Genomic DNA, 23,929 nt, shown 5'->3' on the forward strand with positions numbered 1-23,929 from the left:
GGATCAGCCGCCGGCCTGACGGGCCTTGGCGACTTCCTGCTTCAGGCGCTCCAGCGGCACGGCGCCGGGCAGCAGCGTCTCGCCCACCACGAAGGCGGGGGTGCCGCGGATGCCGAGCACGCGGGCCAGCGCCATGGTGGTGCCGATCTGGTCCTCCACCGCCGCGCCGGCCATGTCGGCCTTCAGCTTGTCGAGGTCGAGGCCGGTCTTGCGGGCGAGGTCGTCCACCGCGGCTTCCGTCAGCTTGCCCTTGTGGCCCATCAGGGCGCCGTGGAACTCGGCATACTTGCCCTGCTCGCGGCTGGCGAGGGCGGCCCGCGAGGCGTAGAGGCTTTCCGGGCCGAGGATCGGGTATTCCTTCATCACCACCCGCAGGCCCTTGTCCTCGGCGGCGGCCTTCATCACCGCCGGGTAGACGGCCTTGCAGTAGCCGCACTGGTAGTCGAAGAACTCCACCAGCGTCACGTCGCCGTCAGGGTTGCCGAGCACCGGGCTGCCGGGGTCGTTGAAGATCTGCTCGGCGTGGGTCTTCAGGGCTTCCTTCTGGGCCTGCTCCGCCGCCGCCTGCTGGCGGGCGTCGAGCACCTGCATGGCCTCCACCAGCACTTCCGGGTTCTCGATCAGGTATTCGCGCACGATCTCCCGCACCTGGTCGGCCTGCGCCTTGCTCAGGGCATCGGCGGCCAGGGCGGCGGGCGCGGCGGCGGCACCAAGGCCAAGGGCGACGGCAGCCACGGCGGCGAGGCGGGTCGGCAGAACGGACAGGCGGGCCATGCGATCTTTCCAGTGCTGAGGGTCTGCGGTGGCGGCGATGATGGCGGCAGGGGCGGGCGCTGGCAAGGGGCTACGGGCTACGGGCAGGGGGCCTCAGCCGCCGCGGCGCTTCTTCTCGTCCATCAGGTTCTGCGCCCGCTGCTTGACGTCCTGGACCCGGAGCCAGGTGGGCTCGCCGGTCTTCAGCCCCTGTTCGGCGCGGCTGGCGTGGAACAGGGCCTGCGACGGATCGCCCTGCAGCAGCGCGCTTTCCGCCATGGCGTAGGAGGCCATGGTCAGGTTGTCCTGGCGGCCGTAGGAGATGCCCAGCAGCCGCCACGCCATGCCGTCGGCGCGCTCGGTCTTCAGGGCTTCGTTCAGGTGCTCCTGGGCGGCGGCCAGCAGGCTGTCGTCCTGGGTCTCGATCATGGCGTGGGCAAGGGCGATGCGGATGAGCGGCGCGTCGGGGCGCAGTTCCACCGCGCGGCGGTAGGAGTCCAGGCTGTCGGCGACGCGGCCGTTTTCCAGCAGCATCTGGCCGCGCAGTTCGTGGAAGTAGGGGTCGTGGGGGTATTCCGCCACCAGCCCGTCGATGATCGGCAGCGCCTGCGCCAGCTTGCCCTGGCGGTAGTAGGCGACGGCATGGGCGTAGCGGGCGGGGATTTCCGTGCTGCTCTGCGGATACCGCTGGAAGGTGCGGCCCGGCGTTTCCAGGAAGGCGAACAGCTTCGCCACCATGCGGGCGTGGGCGATCTGGTCGGCGGCGGTTTCCGTGCGCTGCGGATAGGCCGAGTTCTCCACCGCATTGCGGATGGTGGCGATGCGCTCGCGCGTCAGCGGGTGGGTGCGGACGTAGGGGTCCTGCTGGCTGGTCAGCAGCAGTTCCTGGTCGCCCAGGATCTCGAAGAACTCCAGCAGCCCCTGCGCCGACTGGCCGGTGGCGTTGAGGTACTTGAGCGCGGCCTGGTCGGCGGCGCTTTCCTGGGTGCGGGAGAAGCTGAACAGGTTCTTCAGGGCCGCCTGGCTGCCGCCCATCATCACCGCCGTGCCGACATCGCCGCGGCCGCTGCCGACGGCGGCCGCCATGCCCAGGGCGGCGGCGATCATGGACAGCATCTGGGCGGTTTCCACCTCGTCCTTCAGGCGCACCGCGTGGCCGCCGGCGATGTGGCCGATTTCGTGCGCCATGACGCCGATGACCTGCGAGGCGTTGTCGCTGCGCTTCAGCAGGCCGGTGTGGATGTACATCTTGTTGCCGAGGGTGACGAAGGCGTTGAGCGAGTCGTCGCGCACCATGCGGATGGTCACCGAATCCGGCGACACGCCCGCCGCCCGCAGCAGTGGCGCGGCCCAACCGCGGATGGTAGTTTCGATTTCCGCGTCGCGGATCAGGGACATGCCCTGGGCCAGCGCCGGGGCGGCCGGACCTGCAACAGCCAGGGCCGCCGCCGTGACCGCGACCACGGCCAGGGAGGCGAGGCGTCTTCCGGCTTCCCGCCAGCGGGCCTTGGCCCGAGAGAACACGTGCATGATCAAGGACCGACCCTCGATGTTGTCTCCTGAAGCTAGTGACACCCCGCAGCGCCGTCAACGCGGCCGCGCCGGCCGCCTTGCCTGTCTGTTCGCCGCCGCCGCCACCGCCGGCCTTGCCGCCTGCGGGGGCGGGGACCGCATCGAGCGCGGCCAGATCGGCGCCGTCACCGGCTTCGCCGGGCTGGTGGCGGCCGACGAGCCGCATGCCGCCCTGGCCGCCCGTGACATCCTGTCGGCCGGCGGCACCGCTGCCGATGCCGCCGTCGCCGCCGCCTTCACCATGTCGGTGACGCTGCCGTCCTCGGCCGGCATCCTGGGCGGCGGCGTCTGCCTGGTGCACGGCGCCAAGCAGGGCAAGGTGGAAGTGCTGGAGTTCCTGCCCGGCTTCGCCCCCAACGACGGCGCTTCGCGCTTCCCCGCCGCCGTGCCCGGCCTGCCGCGCGGCATGTATGCCCTGCACGCCAAGTACGGCGCCCTGCGCTGGGAAAGCCTGCTCGGCCCGGCGGAACAGATGGCGCGCCTCGGCTACCCCGCCTCGCGGGCGCTGGCCAAGGAATTCGTCGCCGGCGGCGCCGTGCTGCGCAACGACATCGAGGCCGTGCGCACCTTCGCCGACCGCGAAGGCATGTCGCCCGGCGAGGGCTCGACCCTGGTGCAGCCCAACCTGGGCGCCTCCATCGCCCGCATCCGCATGCGCGGGGTGGGTGACGTCTATCAGGGGCTGATGGCCCGCGATCTGGTGGCGGCCTACCGCCGCGCCGGCTTCGCCCTGTCCATGGAGGCCCTGCGCGACTACCGCCCGCGCTGGCTGGAGCCGATGACCGCCATGCGCGGCAACGAGGTGGTGGCGGTGCCGCCGGCCGGCCTGCCGGGGGCGGAGACGCTGGAGGTCTATACCGCCGCCAGCGGCGGTGGCGCCGGGCCCGATCAGGGTGGCCAGCCGGCGCCCGGCTCGTCCGGCCTGGTGGTGGTGGACAACGAGGGCTCGGCCGTCGCCTGCGTGCTGATCATGAACGGTCCCTTCGGCACCGGCCGCATGGCGCCCGGCACCGGCATGATGATCGCCGCCCCGCCGCCGCAGCCGGGCATGGTGCGGCAGCCGGTCGGCCTGCTGATGTCCATCAACCCGAACGTCAAGGAATTCCACTTCGCCGGCGCCGCCGGCGGCACCGCCGCCGCCTCGTCGGTGGGCCGCATCGCCGCCCGCGCCCTGACCCAGGGCGGCGACATCGGCACCGCCCTGGGCGAGGTGATCAGCGGCCGCGACGAGATTTCCGGCCTCGTCAGCGTCGCCCATTGCGCCCAGGGCATCCCGCCCAACCCCGGCAGTTGCCGCGTCGTGACCGACAGCCGCTCCGGCGGTCTCGGCATGGTCGTCGGCCGCAAGTGAGAGTGAGAGTGAGAGCGTCATGACCCTGAAGATCGCCCGCCGCGGCACCGTTCCGCCCTTCATCGTCATGGACGTGATGCGCGCCGCCGCCGAACGCGAGGCGGCCGGCGGCGCCACCCTGCACCTGGAGGTCGGCCAGCCTTCCACCGGCCTGCCGCGGCGGGCGGCGGAGGCGGTGCAGGCGCTGCTCGCCTCCGGCCAGCCGCTGGGCTACACGGTGGCGCTCGGCCTGCCCGAGCTGCGGGCCGGCATCGCCGGCCATTACAGCCGCGTCCACGGCGTCGAGGTGCCGGCGGAGCGGGTGGTGGTGACCATGGGTTCGTCGGCGGCCTTCGTGCTCGCCTTCCTGTCAGCCTTCGAGGTCGGCGATCGGGTGGGGGTGACGCGGCCCGGCTATCCCGCCTACCGCCACATCCTGAAGGCGCTGGGGATCGAGCCGGTGGCCATCCCGGTCGGCCCGGACACCCGCTTCCAGCCGACGGTCGAGGTGCTGGAGCAGGCCGGGGCGCAGGATCTGGACGGTATCATCGTCACCAGCCCGTCCAACCCCACCGGCACCGTCATGCCGGCCGGCGAGCTGCGGCGGGTGGCGGCGTGGTGCGATACGCACAAGGTGCGGCTGGTGTCGGACGAGATCTACCACGGCATCACCTTCGGCATGGAAGCGGAGACGGTGGCCGGCTTCGCCCCCGATGCCATCATCATCAACAGCTTCTCCAAGTACTTCTGCATGACCGGCTGGCGCCTCGGCTGGCTGGTGCTGCCGCAGGACATGGTGCGGCCGGTGGAATGCCTGACGCAGAACATGTTCATCAGCCCGCCCACCCTGTCGCAGCACGCCGGCATCGCCGTGTTCGACTGCGAAGACGAGCTGCAGGCCAACGTCGCCCGCTATGCCCGCAACCGCGAGGTGCTGCTGGACGGCCTGCCGTCGGCCGGGTTCGACCGGCTGGCCCCCGCCGACGGGGCCTTCTACCTCTATGCCGATGTCGCCCACATGACCAACGACAGCCTCGCCTTCTGCCGCCGCATGCTGGCCGAGACGGGGGTGGCGGCGACGCCGGGGGTGGATTTCGACGATGCCGAGGGCGACCGCTTCGTGCGCTTCTCCTTCGCCGGCGGCACCGAGGACATGGAGAAGGCGGTCGCCGCCCTGAAGGCCTGGAGGCGCTGACATGGCGGTGGTGGCGGTGGTCGGCGCCGGCCTCATCGGTGCCAGCTGGTGCGCCCTGCTGACCTGGAAGGGCCACGCCGTGCGCATCGTCGATCCGTCGCCCGACGTGACGGCGCGCGTGACGGCCATGCAGGACCGCGCCTGGGCGGCGCTCGCCGGGCTGGAGCCGCCGCCGGCCGCACCGGGGGCGTGGCAGGTGATGCCGCTGGCCGAAGCGGTGGCCGGGGCGGACCTGATCATCGAGGCCGGGCCGGAGGCGCTGGAGGCCAAGCAGGCGCTGCTGGCGGACATCGACGCCGCCGCCGCGCCGGCGGTGCCCATCGCCTCCAGCACCACCGCCCATCCCCCATCGGCCCTTCAGGCGCCGTGCCGCCACCCGGAGCGGGTGCTGGTCGCCCACCCCTTCAACCCGCCGCACCTGGTGCCGCTGGTGGAAATCGTGCCGTCGCCGCGCACCGACCCGGCGGTGACCGCGGCCGTGCGGGCATTTTTCGAGGGCCTCGGCAAGCGCTGCATCCTGGTGAAGAAGGAAGCCACCGGCCACGTCGCCAACCGGCTGGCGGCGGCGCTTTACCGCGAGGCGGTGCATCTGGTGGCGGAGGGCATCGCCGATGTGGAGGATGTGGATGCCGCCATTGCTTATGGCCCCGGCCTGCGCTGGGCGGTGATGGGGCCGCACATGCTCTATCACCTGGGCGGCGGGGCAGGGGGCCTGCGCGCCTACCTCGATCACCTGGGGCCGGCGCAGGAACGCCGCTGGGCCGACCTCGGCACCCCCGCCCTGAGCGAGCCGGTGAAGCAGGCGCTGGTGGCGGGGGTGGAGGCGGAAGCCGCCGGCCGCGCGCTGCCCGCCCTGGAAGCCGAACGCGATGCCGCCCTGGTGGCGGTGCTGAAGGCGCTGGCGGCCGTGCGGGGGACTGGCGGGGGCGGGGGCGGGGGTTGAAATGCTGCGCAAGTTGCGTAGATAATATCATGTGGACGGGCGCCGACATTCGCGTCGAGGTCTTCGACGATCTGTCCGAGGCAGATGCCGTGACCGTGCGCCTGCAGACGCCAGCGGGATTGCTGGCGATGATGGCCGACGTGCGCTTCGAGGGCCGCGTTCTCATCCTGACCGGGGTGCACACCCACGGCGAGGACATCGGGCCCGGCAGCCTGGGGCCGGTGCGCCTGCGCTGGCTGGCTCAGGCGGTGATGGAGGTGGTGGACTGCGATGAGATCATCCTTGAAGGAGCGATTCGGACCACGGGTGCAGGTCCGGGCCGTCGACCGGGTCGCCTCCGGTTCCGCCGCCCGCCTGCTGCTGGTCCGCGAGACTGAGGCGCCGCGCACGGTGGTAGCGGCGGAAGCGCTGGTGGCTCGGCACCTGCCGCTGCGGCAGGCCCATCGCGCCATGACGCTGCTGCTGGAGCGGGGTCGCGCGGTGGTCGAACTCCCCATGGTCGAGGACCGGGCCGCCCTGGCTGCCGATCTGGCCGCCTGCGGCATCCGGGCGGTGCCCTATCAGGCGCCGGCGCAGGTGGACGTGAAGGCCATCCGCGAGCGTAGCGGCCTCAGCCAGGAGGACTTCGCCCTGCGCTTCGGCCTTGATGTGGCGACCGTGCGCAACTGGGAGCAGGGGCGGTCGCAGCCCGATACCGCCAGCCGCATCCTGCTGGCGGTGATCGACCATGATCCGGCGGCGGTGCAGGCGGTACTCGCCGCCTGACCGGCTGCGGCGGCAGAAGGTGGAAAACAGATCGGGCGCCGGAGGGGACTCCGGCGCCCGATTGCATGTCCGGTCGGTGTGATCCGGCCGCAGCCTTACAGGGAATGCTCCCACCAGCCGCGGCGAGGCGGCTGCGGCGGCTGTTCCGGTTCGGCGCTGGCGGCCGGCTCCGGCGCGGCCGGGGCGGCTTCCGGTTCCGGCTGCGGCGCGGCGGCCGGTTCCGGCTGCTCGGCCGGGGTGGCTTCCACCGGCTGTTCGGCTTCGGCGACGGCCTCGGCCAGTTCTGGCGTCACCGCCTCGTCCGCCGGGGCGGCGCGGGGGCGGCCGCTGGTGCGGGCGGTGCGGCCATCGGCGACGGGAACCGCATCAGCGGCCTCGGCAGTCTCGGTCGCGTCCGCGTCCGCCTTGGTGCGGCGGCGGCGCGGCTTGCGGGCCGGAGCTTCCTCGGCGGCCGGGGCGGCCTCGGCATCGTCCTCCACCGGCGCGACCAGGGCACCGCCCTCGTCCTCGTCGGCGACGGCCACTTCCGGCTCGACGGTCACGGCGGCGGCAGCAGCGACAGCCGGCTCGTCACCCTCGCCGGCGCCGCCCTTGCGGCGACGACGGCCGCGGCGGCGGGCGCGGCGGCGGCGGCGCTTTTCGGCGTCGGCCTCGCTCTCACCCTCGACGGCGTCCAGGTCGGCGCCCTCGTCAGCGCCCTCATCCGCGTCGCCTTCGCCTTCGCCCTCGGCTTCGGTGTCCTCGCCGTCGGCATCGTCGTCGCCGTCGCCCTCTTCGGCGAACTGCTCGTCGAGCGCCACCGCTTCGGCGTCGGCCTCACCCTGGGTCTCGGTCTCGCCGTTGCGCTTGCCGCGACGGCGGCGGCGGCGGCGGCGGCGCGTCTTGCCGTTGTCGCCGTCGTCCTCGCCACCCTCGGCGGCGGGCTGGGCGGCGGCGCGGGCCGGTTCGGCAGCGGCGGCGACGGGCGCTTCCGCCTCGGCTTCGGCGGCGTCCGGGCCGGTGTCTTCGGCCTCGGCGGCGTCCTCGTCCTCGTCGTCGTCCTCATCGTCCACCGGCGCGGCGTAGTCGACGGCCGGGCGGAATTCCTCCTTGCGGTCGCCCTTCACGCGCTCCATGCGGTGGTCGGGCGGGATCAGGCTTTCGTCGCCCTGGATGTAGACCTTGATGCCGTAGCGGCGCTCGATGTCTTCCAGCGCCTGACGCTTGTAGTTGAGGATGTAGAGCGCCACCGTCGGGTGGACCGTCACCGTCACCTCGGTGGAGCGCTGGCGCACGCCCTCTTCCTCGATGATGCGCAGGATGTGCACCGAGGTGGACTCGGTGGAGCGGATCATGCCGGTGCCGCCGCAGTGCGGGCAGGCGGTGAAGCTGGTTTCCATCAGCGACGGGCGCAGGCGCTGGCGCGACAGTTCCAGCAGGCCGAAGGCGGAGATGCGGCCCATCTGGATGCGGGCGCGGTCGCTCTTCAGCGCTTCCTTCAGGCGCTTCTCGACGGAGGCGTTGTTGCGGCTCTCCTCCATGTCGATGAAGTCGATGACGATCAGGCCGGCCAGGTCGCGCAGGCGCAGCTGGCGGGCGATTTCCTCCGCCGCCTCCAGGTTGGTCTTGAGCGCCGTCTCCTCGATGTGGCGCTCCTTGGTGGCGCGGCCGGAGTTGACGTCGATGGCGACCAGCGCCTCGGTCTGGTTGATGACGATGTAGCCGCCGGAGCGCAGCTGCACCACCGGGCTGTGCATGGCATCCAGCTGGCTGTCCACCTGATAGCGGTGGAACAGCGGCATGATCGGGTCGCGGTAGCGCTGAACCTTCTTGGCGTGGCTCGGCGTCAGGGTCTTCATGAAGTCCTTGGCGAGGCGGTAGCCTTCCTCGCCCTCGACCAGCACCTCTTCCAGGTCGGCCGAGTAGACGTCGCGGATGGCGCGGCGGATGAGGCTGGCTTCCTCGTGGATCAGCGCCGGCGCCCGGCTGGCGAGCGTGGTTTCGCGGATCTGGTTCCAGGTGCGGATCAGATAGTCGTAGTCGCGCTTGATCTCGGTCTTGTTGCGCTCCGCCCCGGCGGTGCGCAGGATGACCGCCATGCCGCCCGGAACGTCCAGGTCAGACATGATCGCCTTCAGGCGGCGGCGGTCGATGGCCGAGGTGATCTTGCGCGAGACGCCGCCGCCCCGGGCGGTGTTGGGCATCAGCACGCAGTAACGGCCGGCGAGCGAGATGTAGGTGGTCAGCGCCGCGCCCTTGTTGCCGCGCTCTTCCTTCACGACCTGCACCAGCATGATCTGCCGGCGCTTGATCACTTCCTGGATCTTGTAGTTGCGGATGGAGCGCTGGCGGGTGCGGGTCGCCGGCTCCTCTTCCGACTCGTCGCCGCCCAGGGTTTCCACGTCCTCGCCGTTGTCGGCGGCTTCCTGCTCGGCGGCTTCGCGGGCGGCTTCGGCCTGCTGCTCGGCGATCAGCGCCTGCCGGTCGGCGACGGGGATCTGGTAGTAGTCGGGGTGGATTTCGCTGAAGGCCAGGAACCCATGCCGGCCGCCGCCGTAATCGACGAAGGCAGCCTGCAGCGACGGTTCAACCCTGACAATCTTCGCGAGGTAGATATTTCCCTTGTTCTGCTTCTTCGTGCTGGTTTCGACGTCGAAGCTTTCAAGGCGCGTTCCATTCACCACAACCACCCGGGTCTCTTCCGAGTGCGTGGCGTCGATGAGCATACGCTTGACCATTAACCGTGTGACTCCGCAGTCCTGCCCGGCGGCGAACACTGCGCCGTCCTGGACAGGGGATCAATCCGACGAGGCCGGCTGCGGGCACGGCGGCGGCGACGGCGATGCGTGAAACGCCCGACATCGGCGCGCCCAACGGCGCGCCGGCCGCACGCGGCGCCACGGTGGGCGCGGCGGACACGGCCGGACGGTGCATCGACATCGGAATGCCGCGGAACTGCATGAAGGCCTCGGACCCAAATTCGAACAGGCCGTCGGCGGCCGCCGGACGGGGAGCCCGGGCATTCCTCCTGCCGAATGATGGATCGCCGATCCGAACGGCGCCGCACCGCGGCTGCCGGACCCGGGGCGACACCTCCGGGAAGCAGGGAACTCCGCCGACAGCGGAAATTCGCCTGTTCACCATAGCGGCGGCGGGCGCCCGGCACAACGGTTTGTTACCGCTCCACACGCGCAGAAACGCCGTGATATTCCCTTGCCGGGGCGAAGAATGCGCGGGGCGAGTCGGGTTTTCCTTGCACCGCGACTCGGTTTCAGTGATGATCCGCCATATCAAGGTCTGCGCTTAAGCAATTGTTAATTGGGCGCTTGACCTTGTCCACCAGCTGAACCCGTAGTTGACGGCCGCGAGGGGGATCATGGCCGCCTGGCCCTTCCCGACAGTGACGCGACGCTTGGTTGTTCTCGGCGCTGCCGCCACGGCGGCGCTGGGCGGCGTGCTGCGCCCGACCGAGGCGTGGGCGGCGGTGCGCGCCTCCGCCGTGCGCCTGGGCCGGCACGAGGAATTCACCCGCTTTGTGCTCGATGTGTCGCAGGCGGTGGACTTCAGCCTGTTCACCCTGACAGACCCCAACCGCGTGGTCATCGACCTGCCGGAAGTGGAATGGAGCTTCGGCGAGGAAAACCTGCCGCCGGCCAAGGGCGTCGTCTCGTCCCTGCGCTGGGGCCTGTTCCAGCCCGGCCAGTCGCGCGTGGTGCTGGATCTGGTGCGGCCGGCCAACGTCAAGCAGGCCTTCCTGCTGCCGCCCAACGGTCAGGTCGGCTGGCGCTTCGTCCTTGACCTGCAGGAAACCTCGCTCACCCAGTTCCTGGCCGCCGCCGGGCCGGAAAAGCGCATCGGCAGCCTGAAGTCGGCGCCCGAGCCGACGCCGCCCAAGGTGCAGGAAGCGTCGCTGCGCCCCGCCCCGCAGGCGCCGTCGAAAGAGGTGGAGCGGGCCCAGAAGGTCATCGTCATCGACCCCGGCCACGGCGGCGTCGACCCCGGGGCCATCGGTGCTTCCGGCGTCTATGAAAAGAACATCACCCTGGCGGCGGCCCGCGAGTTCCGCGACATCCTGCAGAAGTCGGGCAAGTTCAAGGTGGTGCTGACCCGCGACCGCGACATCTTCCTGCCGCTGCGCGACCGTTTCGAGGTGGCGCGCCGCCATCAGGCCGACCTGTTCATCTCGCTGCACGCCGACAGCATCAAGAACCCGAGCGTGCGCGGCCTGTCGGTCTACACCCTGTCGGAAAAGGCGTCGGACTCCGAGGCGGCGGCGCTCGCCGACAAGGAAAACAAGGCCGACATCATCGCCGGCATCGACCTGTCGCACGAAAGTGTGGAGGTCACCAACATCCTCATCGACCTCGCCCAGCGCGAGACCATGAACCTGTCGTCGCGCATCGCCGAACACCTGATCGACGAGCTGAAGCGCGACGTCAAGCTGCTACCGCGCAGCCACCGCTTCGCCGGCTTTGCCGTGCTGAAGGCGCCGGACGTGCCCTCCATCCTGATCGAGATGGGCTACCTGTCCAACGCGGAGGAGGAGCGGCTGCTGCGCCAGGCGTCCTACCGCGCCAAGCTGGGCAAGGCGCTGGAGCGCACCCTGGACGGCTTCTTCAGCCGTACCCAGAAGGCCTATCGTCCATAAGGGGCGGCCGTCTGCCTCTGCGGCCTTAATGTTGCCTCCGTGTCGTGCTATATGGCGGCGCCACACGTTGATGACGGCAGGGCCCGACAGCCGGGCGATCACGGATACCCGACAGGATGACGGACGAGAACAGGAAGCCGGAACTGCGCGCCGTGCGCGATCCGCACGACATGCCCCGCCCCCGCAAGGAGCCCAAGGGCGACGGCCGGGGCAACGGCAAGGGGGGCGGCGGAAGCAAGGGCCAGCCGCCGAAGAAGCGCAGGCGCTCGCTGGTCGGGCGGCTGATGCTGGGGCTGCTGAGCCTTGCGTTCCTGGGCGCCATCGCGGCGGCGGCGGGCATTGCCGGCGGCCTTTACTACTACGGCCGCGATCTGCCCGACCACAAGCAGCTGGCCAATTACGAGCCCGCCATCTCCACCCGCATCTATGCCGGCGACGGCCGCCTGATCACCGAATACGCCATCCAGAAGCGCGTCTTCGTGCCGGTGGAGGCCATCCCGCAGCAGCTGGCCGATGCCTTCATCTCGGCCGAGGACCAGAACTTCTACCGCCACCCCGGCCTCGACTTCCAGGGCCTGCTGCGCGCCACCCTGTCCAACGTCCGCAACATCGGCAGCGGCCGCCGGCCGGAAGGCGCCTCCACCATCACCCAGCAGGTGGCGAAGAACTTCCTGCTGACCAACGAAGTCTCCATCGAGCGCAAGATCAAGGAAGCGATCCTGTCGTTCCGCATCGAGCGGGCCTTCACCAAGGATCATATCCTTGAGCTGTACCTGAACGAGATCTACCTCGGCGGCGGTTCCTACGGCGTGGCCGCGGCGGCCATGAACTACTTCAACAAGTCGCTCGACCAGCTGTCCATCGGCGAGATGGCCTTCCTGGCGGCGCTGCCCAAGGCGCCCAACAACTACAACCCCTATCGCCGACCGGACGCCGCCAAGGGCCGCCGCGACTGGGTGGTCGGGCGCATGCTGGAAGACGGCCGCATCACCCGCGAGGAAGCCGAACAGGCCTGGGCCGAGCCGCTGGTGGTGCGCCCGCCGGAAGCCACCCAGATCGTCGCCGACGGCGCCTATTTCGCCGAGGACGTGCGCCGCGAGCTGCAGCAGCGTTATGGCGACAACATGCTGTACAAGGGCGGCCTGGCCGTCCGCACCTCGCTGGAACCGCGCCTGCAGGCCATTGCCACCCGCGTCATGCGCGACGGGCTGATGGACTACGACCGCCGCCATGGCTGGCGCGGCCCGGTGGCCCACATCGACGGCGCCGACGACTGGGCGCGCAAGCTGGGCGACATCGCCCGCCCCGCCGGCTCGCTGCCGGAATGGGATCTGGCGGTGGTGCTGGAGGTGCAGCCGCAACGGGCCCGCATCGGCCTGCGCGGCCGGGCCGGCTACATCGCCTTCGACGATACCAAATGGGCCCGCCAGTGGCTGCAGCACCAGCGCCTGGGCGCGGCGCCCAAGTCCATGGCCGACGTGGTGAAGGTGGGCGACGTGGTGCTGGTGCAGGAGGCGCCGGCCAAGGACGGCGTCCAGCCCGCCGCCGCCGCCCCGGCCGGAGAGCCCGGCCGCTTCCTGCTGCGTCAGGTGCCGGCGGTGAACGGCGCTCTGGTCGCCATGGACCCGCACACCGGCCGCGTGCTGGCCATGGTCGGCGGCTTTTCGCTGGAGGCGTCGGAGTTCAACCGCGCCACCCAGGCGTGGCGCCAGACCGGCTCCGCCTTCAAGCCCTTCGTCTATCTGACGGCGCTGGAGAACGGCTATACGCCGTCGTCCATCATCCTGGATGCGCCGGTGGAGTTCGACCAGGGCCCCGGCCTGCCCAAGTGGCGGCCGAAGAACTACTCGGGCGAGTTCTACGGCCCGTCCACCCTGCGCACCGGCATCGAGAAGTCGCGCAACCTGATGACCGTGCGCCTCGCCCATGCCGTCGGTATGGACAAGGTGGCCGACGTGGCGCGGCGGTTCGGCATCTATGACTCCATGCCGCCGCTGCTGTCCTATTCCCTCGGCGCCGGCGAGACCACGGTGATGCGCCTGACCACCGCCTACGCCCAGGTGGTCAACGGCGGCAAGAAGATCACGCCGACCCTCATCGACCGCATCCAGGACCGCAACGGCCAGACCATCTTCCGCCACGACAACCGGGACTGCCCGGAGTGCCGCGACGTGTTCTGGAGCGAGCAGGCGGTGCCGGCGGTGAAGGATGCCCGCGAGCAGGTGACCGACCCCATCACCGCCTACCAGATGACGTCCATCCTGGAAGGCGCGGTGCTGCGCGGTACCGGCCGCCGAGTGGCGGAACTGGGCATTCCGCTGGCCGGCAAGACCGGCACCTCCAACGATGCCTTCGACACCTGGTTCATGGGTTTCTCGCCCGACATGGTGGTGGGCGTATTCGTCGGCTTCGACGAGCCCAAGACCCTGGGGCCGAAGGAAACCGGCTCCAGCGTCGCGGCGCCCATCTTCAAGGACTTCATGGCCGCCGCCCTGGACGGCAAGGCGACGCCCTTCCGCATCCCGTCGGGCGTGCAGCTGATGCGCGTCGACCACGAGACGGGGCAGCCGGCCATGCCGGGCTCGCGCAACCTGATCCTGGAGGCCTTCAAGCCCGGCCAGTCGCCGTTCGACAGCCGCAACGTCGGCGAACCGTCCTACGCCGTCGGGCCGCAGGGCTTCACCGGCGACGGCTTCGGCGCCGGCGAGGGCGACGGCTGGGGCGGCGACGGCTTCGGCGGCTTCGGCGGCGGTGGCGGCGGCGGCCCGGTGGAGGCGCCCTCGGCCGGCGGCCTGTACTGATCTCCCTCCGGCCCGATACGGGCGCCGCCGCACCCCGGCGGCGCCCGTTGTCCTTTAAAGGGTTGAGCCGGCCGGTGGTTTTCCGTAAGTAAGACCCTCACGCCTGCATGAGAGGACGAACATGAAGGCCGAAACCGAAACCATGGTCTCCGAGATCAAGCAGTCGATGGCACTGCTGAGGAGGCATCTTTGACTACGATCAGGCTGTAAGACGGCTCGACGAGCTGAACGCGATCGTAGAAGACCCCAACCTGTGGAACGACGCCGCCCGCGCCCAGAAACTGATGCGCGAGCGCACCCAGCTGGCCGCCAACCTCGACCGCTACCACGCCATCCAGAAGGACCTGGACGATGCGCTGACGCTCATCGAACTGGGCGAGATGGAGGATGACGAGGATACCGTCACCGAGGGCGAGCAGGGCCTGCGGGCGCTGAAGGATCAGGTCGCCAAGGCGGAGCTGGAAAGCCTGCTGTCGGGCGAGGCCGACTCCAACGACTGCTACCTGCAGGTCAACGCCGGCGCCGGCGGCACCGAGGCGCAGGACTGGGCGCAGATCCTGCTGCGCATGTACACCCGCTGGGCCGAACAGCACGGCTACAAGGTGGAGTATGTTGAAGAGAGCGACGGCGAAGAGGCAGGCATCAAGTCGGCCACCGTCAAGGTCTCGGGCCACAACGCCTTCGGCTGGCTGAAGACGGAAAGCGGCGTGCACCGGCTGGTGCGCATCTCGCCCTACGACAGCGCCGCGCGGCGGCACACCAGCTTCTCGTCGGTGTGGGTCTATCCGGTGGTGGACGACACCATCGAGATCGAGATCCTCGACAAGGACCTGAAGGTGGACACCTACCGCGCCTCCGGCGCCGGTGGCCAGCACGTCAACCGGACCGAGTCGGCGGTGCGCATCACCCACATGCCCAGCGGCATCGTGGTGGCCTGCCAGTCGGAACGGTCGCAGCACCAGAACCGCGATCACGCGATGAAGATGCTGCGCGCCCGCCTGTACGAAGCGGAACTGCGCCGCCGGGAAGAGGCGGCCCAGGCGACCGAGGACGCCAAGTCCGACATCGGCTGGGGCCACCAGATCCGGTCCTACGTGCTGCAGCCCTACCAGATGGTCAAGGACCTGCGCACGGGCGTGGAAACCTCCGACACCCAGGGGGTGCTGGACGGTGACCTCGACCAGTTCATGCAGGCGTCGCTGGCGTCCAAGCTGACGGGCACCGAGAAGCGCGGCGAGACGGCGGCGGGCTGAGGCCCGCCGCTTCTCTTTCACGGACGGCGGGGCGCGGCGTGACCATCCTGCTCAACACCATCCTGTGGGCCGTGGTGGCGGTTCTGGCCATGTATGCCGCCGCGGTGGCTTACATGTACCTGCGCCAGCGGGCGCTGCTCTACGCCCCGACGCTGGAGCGGCCGCTGGCCGCATCGTGTGCCGTCGACGGGCTGCAGGAGGTGACGCTGCGCACCGACGACGGCCTCGACCTCAACGGCTGGTGGCTGCCGCCGCAGCCGGGGCGGCCGGTGGTGCTCTACTGCCACGGCAATGCCGGCTGCCTGAGCGACTGCGCCTTCAAGCTGGCGGCGTGGCAGGCGGCGGGCATGGGGGCGCTGCTGTTCGACTATCGCGGCTACGGCGGCAATCCCGGCCGCCCGACGGAGCAGGGCCTCTATGCAGACGCCCGCGCCGCCCGCCGCTTCCTGCTCGACCAGGGCATCGGCGACGACCGGCTGGTGATCCACGGCGAGAGCCTGGGGTCGGGGGTGGCGGCGCAGCTGGCGCTGGAGCACGCGCCGGCGGCGCTGGTGCTGGAGGCGGCCTTCGTCTCCATCCCGGCGGTCGGCAAGCGGCAGTATCCCTGGCTGCCGGTCCATCGCCTGACCAAGGACCGCTTCGAGACCCTGGCGAAGATCGGCCGCATCCGCTGCCCGGTGTTCCTGCTGCATGGCGAGGAGGATGATCTGGTGCCGGTGGAAATGGCGCAGGCCCTGTACGCCCGCGCCAACGAGCCGAAGCGCCTGCACGTCTTCCCCGGCGCCCTGCACGCCAACCTGTACGACTACGGCGCCGGCGACCGCATCACCGCCTGGATCGACGAGGTGATGCCCGCCGCCCGCTCCCGCGCCGCCGGCGGCTGAGGCCGCAGGGTTCAGCGTTCGGCGCGGGTGATCCACTTGGTCTGCGCCAGCGGCCGCCAGGTGCGGAACGAGGCGATCAGCCCCGCCGGTTCGGTCTCGACGATCAGCATGCCGCGATGCTCGGCGCGCAGGAAGCGTTCCTCCACCATGTGGTCGATGAAGCTGCGCAGAGGATCGTAGTAGCCGTGGACGTTCAGCAGCCCCACCGGCTTGCCGTGGTTGCCGAGCTGGCCCCAGGTCCAGACCTCGAAGATTTCCTCCATGGTGCCGATGCCGCCGGGCAGGGCGACGAAGCCGTCCGACAGGTCGGCCATCAGCGCCTTGCGCTCGTGCATGCTGGCGACGACGCGCAGGTCGGTGAGGCCCTCGTGCCCCACTTCCAGGTCCATCAGGAACTTGGGGATGACGCCGGTGACGCGGCCGCCGGCGGCCAGGCAGGCATCGGCCACCGCGCCCATCAGGCCAACCCGGCCGCCGCCGTAGACCAGCTCGATGCCTTCTTCCGCCAGCGTCCGCCCCATGCGGACCGCCGCCGCCTGATAGGCCACGTTGGCCCCTTCGTTGGAGCCGGTGAACACGCACAACCGCCGCATGATGGGATCCTCCGCCTGTCGCCTTGCGTCATCCATGGGCGGGGCCTATAGCACCCGCATCCACCGCCGGCAAAGTCCCATTCACCGGAGTGCAAGGCAGCCATGACGCAGGGGCGCGACCACGACTGGAGCGGCTTCGTCCGTCGCTGGTTCGGCGAAGCGGCGGTCGCCTTCCATGCCGACCACGGCCGGGCGGAGACGCTGTCGTGGGCCGGCGGGCGGCTGCACCAGGACGTCTACGACCGGCCGGAGCCGGCGGCGCCGGTGGTGGTGATGGTCCACGGCATCCAGGGCTATGGCCGCATGCTGATGCCGGTGCTGGCGGGGCTGTGGCGGCGCGGCTGCGCCGTGGTGGCGCCGGACCTGCCGGGCTGCGGCCTGTCCGCCACGGCCGACGACAAGGGGCGGCGCGGCATCCTCGATCAGGTGGCGGGGCTGGAAGCGGTGCTGCGGGCGGCGGCGGCGCGCGGGGCCGACCGGCCGCTGGTGGCCAGCGGGGTGAGCCTGGGGGCGCCGACGGTCTTCGCCGCCGCCCTGGCGGTGCCGGCGGTGCGGGCGCTGGCCGTGTGGAACCTGTTCAGCCCTGCCGACCCGGCGGTGCTGCGGGCCGCCGGCCGCTTCGGCGCCGCCACCGGGCCGCTGCTGCGGGCGGCGCGGCCGCTGGCGCGGCTGGCACCGGGGCTGAGCCTGCCGGCATGGCTCGGGCTGGCGCTGGAGCATCTGAACGATACGCCGGGCTTCACCGCCTCCATGCTGCGCGATCCGCTCATCACCCGCACCAGCACCCTCGGCGTGCTGCAGTCGCTGCAGACCGACCTGCCGCCGCGCCTGCGGTGGGCCGAGTGGCGGCGGCCGGTGCTGGTGCTGCAGCCGGGGGCCGACCGCATGATCCCGCCGGTGGCGACCGAGCGGGCCTTCGCCGCCCTGACCGCCGCGGCCGCGCCCCGGCGGCTGGAACTGCTGCCCGGCCTGCCGCACTTCCCCGCCACGCCGGAACCCCACGACGCCGCCGCCGGGCGGGTGGTCGCCTTCCTGGCCGAGGCCGGGCTGCTGGCGCCGGCGGCGGGCTAGCTCAGGGCTGTTCCATCATCGCCGCCACCTCCCGCACCCGCTCGATCAGCGGTTCGGGCAGGGCGTCGAGGGCGAACCAGCCGGCGTCGAGGGCGTCGTCGGCGGCGGCGCAGGTGCCGCGCGGGGCCACCGCCAGCATGGCGACCAGCACGAAGTGATGGGCCAGGGCGCCTGTCCCGGCGTCCGTCTCCATGGCGTCGAAGGCGGTCAGCGGGCGCAGGATGCGGGCGGTGATGCCGGTTTCCTCCACCAGTTCGCGGGCGGCGGCCTCGGCCAGGGTCTCGCCCCGGCGCGGCTTGCCGCCGGGAAAGCCCCACATGCCGGCCGAGGGCGGGTTGCGGCGGCGGACCAGCAGGATGCGCCCCTCGGCATCACGAACGGTGACGATGACGCCGACCCGCGGTTCCTCCTCACGCCAGGGCAAAGCCGCACTCCCGCAGGGCGTCGACGGTTTCCTGCGGCCGTTCCTCGGGCAGGAAGTGGCCGCCGGGCAGGGCGCGGCCGCGCACGTCGTCGGCCTTGGCGCGCCAGGTGGCGAGGACGTCGTAGTTGCTTTCCATCAGCCCGTTGGTCCCCCACAGCACCACCAGCGGGCAGCGGATGCGGCGCTCGGCATCGGCCTCGTCGTGGGCGAGGTCGATGGTGGCGGCGGCGCGGTAGTCCTCGCAGGTGGCGTGGATGCAGGCCGGGTCGCGGAAGGCCCGCCGGTACTCGGCCAGGGCGGCGGGGTCGTAGGCGGCAAGGCCGGTGCCCCAGGCGCCCAGCTTCCACTCCAGGTAGAAGTCCGGGTCGCCGCCGATCAGCCGTTCCGGCAGCGGCGCCGGCTGGGCCAGGAACAGCCAGTGGTAATAGGCGAGGCCGATGCCGCGGTTCATGGTGGCGAAGATGGTGTGGGTGGGCACGATGTCGAGCACCGCCGCCCGCTCCACCCGTTCCGCATGGTCGAGGCACAGGCGATGAGTGACGCGGCCGCCGCGGTCATGGCCGACGACCTGGAACCGATCATGCCCCAGCGCGGTCATCAGCGCCGCCGCGTCGGCCGCCATGGTGCGGCGGCTGTAGGTGTCGTGGCTGGAGTCGCCGGGCGGCTTGTCGCTGTCGCCATAGCCGCGCAGGTCGGGCATCACCAGGGTGTGGGTGCGGGCCAGCAGCGGCGCCATGCGGTGCCAGCAGGCGTGCGTCTGCGGATAGCCGTGCAGCAGCAGCAGCGGCGGCCCCTCGCCACCGGTGCGGACCGCCAGTTCGATGCCGTTGACGGCGATGCGCCGCAGGGTGAAGCCGGGCGGGAACAGGGCGTCGGCGGGGTGGCTCATGGGGTGTGCCTCCTGCTGGGGAAGCCTCAGGCTGCCAAAGCCGGGGCAGGGGCGAAAGGGCCAATGGGAGGGGATGTAATTACGCGAGGATCATGTAGATATTTTTTGTTTGACGATGCCCGATGTGTGTTATAGCGTCTCCCTGTCGCGCCGATTTGAAGCAACAGCTTGCGGGCGCGTTATAAATGCAGCTAAAGCGTGAGCGGCCGTGACCCGCCCAGCGCCAGCGCTGCGGCGGGTTTTGTCGTTGCGGCCACCGCTTCGGCAGAGCCCTCGCGCCAACCGAGGAGCACTGACCATGGCCTGCGTTGCCGTTGCCTTTCCCACCGCCCCGCCCGAGCGGACGCCGTCCGTCGGCGGCCCGTCGCGCCCCCGCCTGCCGTCCTTCCTGCGGCCGGTGCCGCGCCCGCCCCGTCATACGGCGGAGGCCTACGGCACCGCCGGGCGGGAACCGCTGCTGGCCGACCTGCTGGCCGACCCGCTGGTGCATCTGGTGCTCGCCCGCGACGGTCTGACCGTCGAGGACGTCAGCCGCCAGATGCACGAGGCCCGCCGCAAGCTGCTCGCCGGCTGACGGCCGGCCTCCGCCGCCTTCCTTCTTCTCTCTTCTCTTCTCTTCTCTTCTCTTCGCCCGGGTGATCCCACGGTGCCGCGTTCCCGGCGGCACCGCACCCTGGCGCCTGCCTGATCCTCACCACGGAGTCTGTCCCATGTCGCGTATCCTGTCCCGCCGCCGCCTGCTTGCCGCCGCCGGTTTCGCCGCCCTGCTGGCGGTGGCCGCGCCCATCGCCCCCGCCCATGCCGAGTCGGCGCTGAAGATCGGCGTCTCCGCCGGCCCCTACGGCGACATCCTGCGCTACACCGCCGAACTGGCGGCGAAGAAGGGCGTCGAGGCGGAAATCATCGAGTTCACCGACTGGACCCTCATCAACGAGGCCCTGAACAACGGCGATATCGACGCCAACAACTTCCAGCACATTCCCTACCTGGAGAACCAGATCAAGGCGCGCGGCTACGACATCGTCGCCAGCAAGCCCTCCATCGTGGTGCCGACCGGCGTCTATTCCGAAAAGGTCAAGAGCTTCGCCGACCTGAAGGAAGGCGCCCGCGTCGCCATCCCCAACGACCCGACCAACGGCGCCCGCTCGCTGTTCCTGCTGGAAAAGGCCGGGCTGATCACGCTGAAGGAAGGCGCCGACATCACCGCCACCATCCTCGACATCGCCGACAACCCGAAGAAGATCACCTTCATCGAACTGGACGCGGCGCAGCTGCCGCGCTCGCTGTCGGACGTGGATGCGGCGGTGGTGACCCTGAACTATGCCGTGCTGTCGGGCCTTGATCCCAAGTCGGCGCTGATCCTGGAAGACGAGCACTCGCGCTGGCATCTGGTGTGGGCCACCCGCAAGAACAACGCCGACGACGCCCGCGTCGCCACCTTCATCGACACCTACCGCTCGCCGGAGGTGAAGCAGTTCATCGAGACCAAGTTCAACGGCACCATCCTGCCGACGTGGTAAGGAGCACCCCGCCCATGGCTTTTCCGCAGGAGCGGTGGGCGGGCCTCGCCCGCTCCGCCGCCAACGAGGCGCCGCTGTCGCCGCTGTCGTTCCTGCGCCGCACGGCGCGGGTGTGGCCGCAGCGCACGGCGGTGATCGACGGCGACCGCCGCCTGACCTGGGGCGCCTTCGCCGACCGCGCCCGCCGCCTGGCCGGGCTGCTGGCGGCGCAGGGGGTGGAGCGCGGCGACGTGGTGGCCGTGCTGGCCCCCAACGTGCCGGTGATCCTGGAAGCCCACTTCGGCATTCCGCTCGCCGGTGCGGTCATCAACCCGCTCAACACCCGCCTGGATGCGCCGGCGCTGGCCTTCATCCTCGCCCACAGCGAGGCGCGGGTGCTGATCGTCCACGCCAGCCTGGCGGCGGTGGCGCGGGAGGCGCTGGCGGAGCTGCCGCCGGGTCTGACGGTGATCGAGGTGCGCGACGGCGACGGCGAGGGCGAGGGCGTCATCGCCGGTGCCCTCGACTACGAGACGGCCCTGGCCGCCGCCGTGCCCGCCGCGTGGCGCCTGCCCGACGACGAGTGGGAGCCCATCGCCGTCAATTACACCAGCGGCACCACCGGCAACCCCAAGGGCGTGGTGCTGCACCATCGCGGCGCCTGGCTGGCGGCGATCGGCAACATGCACACCCTCGGGCTGACGCAGGACAGCGTCTACCTGTGGACCCTGCCGGCCTTCCACTGCAACGGCTGGGCCGGCACCTGGGCGGTGGCGGCGGCGGGGGCGACCCATGTCTGTCTGCCGCGGGTGGACCCGAAGGAGATCTATCGCCTCATCGCCGCCCATGGCGTCACCCACCTGTGCGCGGCGCCGGTGGTGCTGACCATGCTGCTGCATGCGCCGGAGGAACACGTCATCCGCCCGGCGCGGCCGGTACTGGCCGGCACCGGCGGCGCGGCGCCGTCGTCCACCACCCTGCGCACCGCCGAGGATCGCGGCTTCCGCGTGCTGCACATGTACGGCATGACCGAAAGCTACGGCCCCACCACCCTGTGCGCCGATCAGCCCGAGTGGGCGGCAGCCCCGGCAGAGCAGGTCTACGCCGCCAAGGCCCGCCAGGGCGTGCCGCTGGTGCAGGTGGAGGACGCGACGGTGCTCGACCGCATCACCGGCCTGCCGGTGGCGGCCGACGGTGCCACCCTGGGCGAGGTCGCCTTCCGCGGCAACGGCGTCATGCTCGGTTACCTGAAGAACCCCGCCGCCACCGCCGAGGCCCTGCGCGACAGTTGGCTGCTCACCGGCGATCTCGGCGTGCTCCACCCGGACGGCTACATCGAGGTCAAGGACCGGGCCAAGGACATCATCATCTCCGGCGGCGAGAACATCAGCTCGCTGGAGGTGGAGGAAGCCCTGACCCGCCATCCGGCGGTGCTTGAAGCCGCCGTGGTGGCCGAGCCTCACCCGTTCTGGGGCGAGACGCCGGCGGCCTTCGTCACCCTGCGTCCGGGAGCCCCGGCGCCGACGGCGGAGGCCCTGATCGCCTGGACCCGCGACCATCTGGCCCACTTCAAGGCGCCGCGCCGCATCGTCTTCCGCGAGCTGCCGAAGACCGCCACCGGCAAGATCCAGAAGCAGGTGCTGCGGGCCGAGGCCCGGCATCTGGCCGCCGCCGGATAGGGCAGGCTCCGCCGGCCCGCCCCCGCCTCCACCGCACGGTTTCCTCCCGCCGCGCGGCGGGGGCGGGTCGCGCGGGTGGGGGCGGGGCGGCCGCCAAGGAACATTTTCAGTCTTTTAGAGTCCCGCCGCTGTGGCAGTCCCGCCCCCGATTGGTCACCGTCTTTGGGGGAGCCATCGACACTCTCGATCCGTTTCTTCGGCAACATCTAGGCTTCAGCCGAGGACACGATCATGCGACGCCTCGAGATCCTCGACGGCATGCGGGGCTACTTCCTGGTCTTCATGCTGCTCAACCACCTGAGCTTCACCGGCGGCTATCTGCTGGTGCGGGTGAACCATGCGGAACTGGGCTTCGTGCAGGATGCCCAGGGGTTCGTCTTCCTGTCGGGCCTGCTGGTCGGGATGGTCTACGCCCGCCGCATGGACCGCAAGGGCTTCGCCGACGGCACCGCCAAGATGTGGAAGCGGGCCGGCGAGCTGTATCTCTATGCCATGGGGTGCATCGCCCTGATCCTCGGCGCCGCGGCGCTGGAGCCGGCGCTGCAGGCTTACTGGCAGCCGTGGCTCGGCGACCTGCGGGCGGGCGATGCCGCCATGGTCGGCGCCGCCGCCTCGCTCGCTTATCAGCCGACCTTCATGGACATCCTGCCGCAGTACATCGTCTACCTGCTGGTGGCGCCGCCGCTGGTGTGGCTGTGCCTGCGCGGCCGCTGGGCCGCCGTCGCCATCGGCTCGGCGGTGCTGTGGCTGGCGGTGCAGCTGGGCCTGCACATGCCGGTGGCCGACGGCATAAACAGCCTGATCGGCGCCGCCGGCGAGGGCGTGCGCCTGCGTGCCGCCTTCAACGTGCTGGCCTGGCAGGTGGTGTTCATGAGCGGCCTGGTGCTGGGCGTCATGACCGTCACCAACCAGATCGACTGGCAGAAGGTGTTCACGCCGGAACGCACCGCCCTGGTGTGGCTGGCGGTGGCGCTGCTGGTGTTCTTCCTGGTGTGGCGGGTCGGCTTCTCGTTCGGCGTCTGGCCGCAGGAGGTGGCGCAGCGGTTCCGCGGCTATGAGGTGCGGCCGGAGTTCAGCCTGATCTTCCTGGTCAACTTCCTCGCCCTCGGCTGGGCCATGGCGTGGCTGCTGATCGCCGGCCCGCGCAGCAGCAACGCCCGCGTGCGCCGCATGGCGGAGGTGGTGGGCAACGTGTTCCAGCTGCCGTTCCTGCGCCTGATTGGCCGCCACTCGCTGCAGGTCTATGCCTTCCACGTTCCCATCGCCTATGCGGTGATGGCGCTGAACAGCCACTACGGCCCGTTCAACGAGGTGACCAAGACCGCCATCGCCATCACCGGCGTCGCCATGCTGGCCCTGCCGGCCCTGGCGCGGGAAACCGACTGGCGCGCCCTGCTCGGCACCACCCCGGCCACCGCCCGCGCGGACAAGTAAGGCCACACCCGACCGGCCGGCGATCCCCCATCGCCGGCCGGTCGGCGCGTGAAGGCTCACAAACCACTCTCCACCCGGCGCGACTGCGCCGCGCGGCTTATGTCGCGGGAGCCAAGCGCCGCAGGCCGCGCCCGGCGCCTGAGGGCGCACAAACCGACTCCCCCACGGCGCGACTGCGCCGCGCGGCCCCTGCCGCGGGAGCCAAGCGGCCGGAGGC

20 protein-coding genes are annotated in these 23,929 nt (G+C 70.9%); 14 read left to right on the top strand and 6 right to left on the bottom strand.

The genetic code is table 11. The annotated features are described in order from the left end of the window. Positions 1-3: 3 nt before the first annotated feature. The gene (locus ABD056_RS11095; protein ID WP_343866635.1) at positions 4-774 is read right to left on the bottom strand and encodes a DsbA family protein; all 771 of its coding nucleotides are present in this window, start codon (positions 772-774) and stop codon (positions 4-6) included. A 93-nt stretch (positions 775-867) separates the two neighbouring features. Then, a complete protein-coding gene (locus tag ABD056_RS11100; protein WP_343866636.1) occupies positions 868-2,283 on the bottom strand; it encodes a M48 family metalloprotease in 1,416 nt (471 codons plus the stop codon). A gap of 19 nt (positions 2,284-2,302) precedes the next feature. Here ABD056_RS11100 and ABD056_RS11105 point away from each other — a divergent pair, with 19 nt between their 5' ends. Genes ABD056_RS11105 through ABD056_RS11125 form a run of 5 tightly spaced genes read left to right on the top strand, consistent with a single transcriptional unit; the run spans position 2,303 to position 6,558 of the window. After that, positions 2,303-3,676, top strand: coding sequence for a gamma-glutamyltransferase (locus ABD056_RS11105; RefSeq protein WP_343866637.1), 1,374 nt, complete (start codon positions 2,303-2,305; stop codon positions 3,674-3,676). Between the two features lie 19 nt (positions 3,677-3,695). Then, complete coding sequence (locus tag ABD056_RS11110) at positions 3,696-4,850, top strand: pyridoxal phosphate-dependent aminotransferase (RefSeq protein WP_343866638.1); 1,155 nt, start codon at positions 3,696-3,698, stop codon at positions 4,848-4,850. A gap of 1 nt (position 4,851) precedes the next feature. Next, entirely contained in the window at positions 4,852-5,793 is a 942-nt protein-coding gene (locus tag ABD056_RS11115) for a 3-hydroxyacyl-CoA dehydrogenase NAD-binding domain-containing protein (protein WP_343866639.1), read from the top strand. Between the two features lie 29 nt (positions 5,794-5,822). Continuing rightward, on the top strand, positions 5,823-6,170 hold the full coding sequence (locus ABD056_RS11120) for a hypothetical protein (RefSeq protein ID WP_343866640.1): 348 nt from the start codon (positions 5,823-5,825) through the stop codon (positions 6,168-6,170). Continuing rightward, positions 6,100-6,558: a helix-turn-helix domain-containing protein gene (locus ABD056_RS11125; protein WP_343866641.1), complete on the top strand. Its 459-nt coding sequence runs from the start codon at positions 6,100-6,102 to the stop codon at positions 6,556-6,558. The genes ABD056_RS11120 and ABD056_RS11125 overlap by 71 nt, the downstream gene beginning before the upstream one ends. Positions 6,559-6,653: 95 nt before the next feature. On the opposite strand, the gene ABD056_RS11130 is transcribed toward ABD056_RS11125, so the two are convergent. Then, positions 6,654-9,275 carry an Rne/Rng family ribonuclease gene (locus ABD056_RS11130; protein ID WP_343866642.1) on the bottom strand — a complete coding sequence of 874 codons (2,622 nt, stop codon included), beginning with the start codon at positions 9,273-9,275 and terminating at the stop codon, positions 6,654-6,656. Positions 9,276-9,913: 638 nt separating this feature from the next. Between ABD056_RS11130 and ABD056_RS11135 the strand changes: the two genes are divergently transcribed. From ABD056_RS11135 to ABD056_RS11150, 4 genes are all read left to right on the top strand, one after another. Further along, positions 9,914-11,185: an N-acetylmuramoyl-L-alanine amidase gene (locus tag ABD056_RS11135; protein ID WP_343866643.1), complete on the top strand. Its 1,272-nt coding sequence runs from the start codon at positions 9,914-9,916 to the stop codon at positions 11,183-11,185. Between the two features lie 284 nt (positions 11,186-11,469). Beyond that, on the top strand, positions 11,470-13,986 hold the full coding sequence (locus tag ABD056_RS11140) for a penicillin-binding protein 1A (RefSeq protein ID WP_343866717.1): 2,517 nt from the start codon (positions 11,470-11,472) through the stop codon (positions 13,984-13,986). A 121-nt stretch (positions 13,987-14,107) separates the two neighbouring features. Further along, positions 14,108-15,239, top strand: a protein-coding gene (gene prfB / locus ABD056_RS11145; protein WP_343866644.1) for a peptide chain release factor 2 whose coding sequence is annotated in 2 segments (ribosomal slippage) — positions 14,108-14,176 and positions 14,178-15,239 — 1,131 coding nt in all. Because the reading frame shifts where the segments join, the coding sequence is not laid out codon by codon here. Between the two features lie 38 nt (positions 15,240-15,277). After that, on the top strand, positions 15,278-16,123 hold the full coding sequence (locus tag ABD056_RS11150) for an alpha/beta hydrolase (protein WP_343866645.1): 846 nt from the start codon (positions 15,278-15,280) through the stop codon (positions 16,121-16,123). Between the two features lie 11 nt (positions 16,124-16,134). On the opposite strand, the gene ABD056_RS11155 is transcribed toward ABD056_RS11150, so the two are convergent. Beyond that, complete coding sequence (locus ABD056_RS11155; protein WP_343866646.1) at positions 16,135-16,716, bottom strand: LOG family protein; 582 nt, start codon at positions 16,714-16,716, stop codon at positions 16,135-16,137. Between the two features lie 102 nt (positions 16,717-16,818). Between ABD056_RS11155 and ABD056_RS11160 the strand changes: the two genes are divergently transcribed. Continuing rightward, positions 16,819-17,787 (top strand): alpha/beta hydrolase, encoded by a 969-nt coding sequence (locus ABD056_RS11160; protein ID WP_343866647.1) that lies wholly within the window; start codon positions 16,819-16,821, stop codon positions 17,785-17,787. 1 nt (position 17,788) lies between these two features. On the opposite strand, the gene ABD056_RS11165 is transcribed toward ABD056_RS11160, so the two are convergent. Further along, entirely contained in the window at positions 17,789-18,211 is a 423-nt protein-coding gene (locus ABD056_RS11165) for an NUDIX hydrolase (RefSeq protein ID WP_343866648.1), read from the bottom strand. Then, positions 18,198-19,100 (bottom strand): alpha/beta fold hydrolase, encoded by a 903-nt coding sequence (locus tag ABD056_RS11170; RefSeq protein WP_343866649.1) that lies wholly within the window; start codon positions 19,098-19,100, stop codon positions 18,198-18,200. Before ABD056_RS11170 ends, ABD056_RS11165 begins: the two co-directional genes overlap by 14 nt. A gap of 298 nt (positions 19,101-19,398) precedes the next feature. On the opposite strand from ABD056_RS11170, the gene ABD056_RS11175 reads away from it, so the two are divergent. The 4 genes from ABD056_RS11175 (at position 19,399) to ABD056_RS11190 (ending at position 23,712) form a co-directional block, all read left to right on the top strand. Beyond that, positions 19,399-19,674: a hypothetical protein gene (locus ABD056_RS11175; protein WP_343866650.1), complete on the top strand. Its 276-nt coding sequence runs from the start codon at positions 19,399-19,401 to the stop codon at positions 19,672-19,674. A 136-nt stretch (positions 19,675-19,810) separates the two neighbouring features. After that, positions 19,811-20,620 (top strand): MetQ/NlpA family ABC transporter substrate-binding protein, encoded by an 810-nt coding sequence (locus tag ABD056_RS11180; protein WP_343866651.1) that lies wholly within the window; start codon positions 19,811-19,813, stop codon positions 20,618-20,620. A 14-nt stretch (positions 20,621-20,634) separates the two neighbouring features. Then, entirely contained in the window at positions 20,635-22,278 is a 1,644-nt protein-coding gene (locus ABD056_RS11185; RefSeq protein WP_343866653.1) for an AMP-binding protein, read from the top strand. A 231-nt stretch (positions 22,279-22,509) separates the two neighbouring features. After that, positions 22,510-23,712: an OpgC family protein gene (locus tag ABD056_RS11190; protein WP_343866654.1), complete on the top strand. Its 1,203-nt coding sequence runs from the start codon at positions 22,510-22,512 to the stop codon at positions 23,710-23,712. Positions 23,713-23,929: the final 217 nt, after the last annotated feature.

Origin of the sequence: Caenispirillum bisanense (assembly GCF_039523075.1) — a bacterium.
GTDB lineage: Bacteria > Pseudomonadota > Alphaproteobacteria > Rhodospirillales > Rhodospirillaceae > Caenispirillum > Caenispirillum bisanense.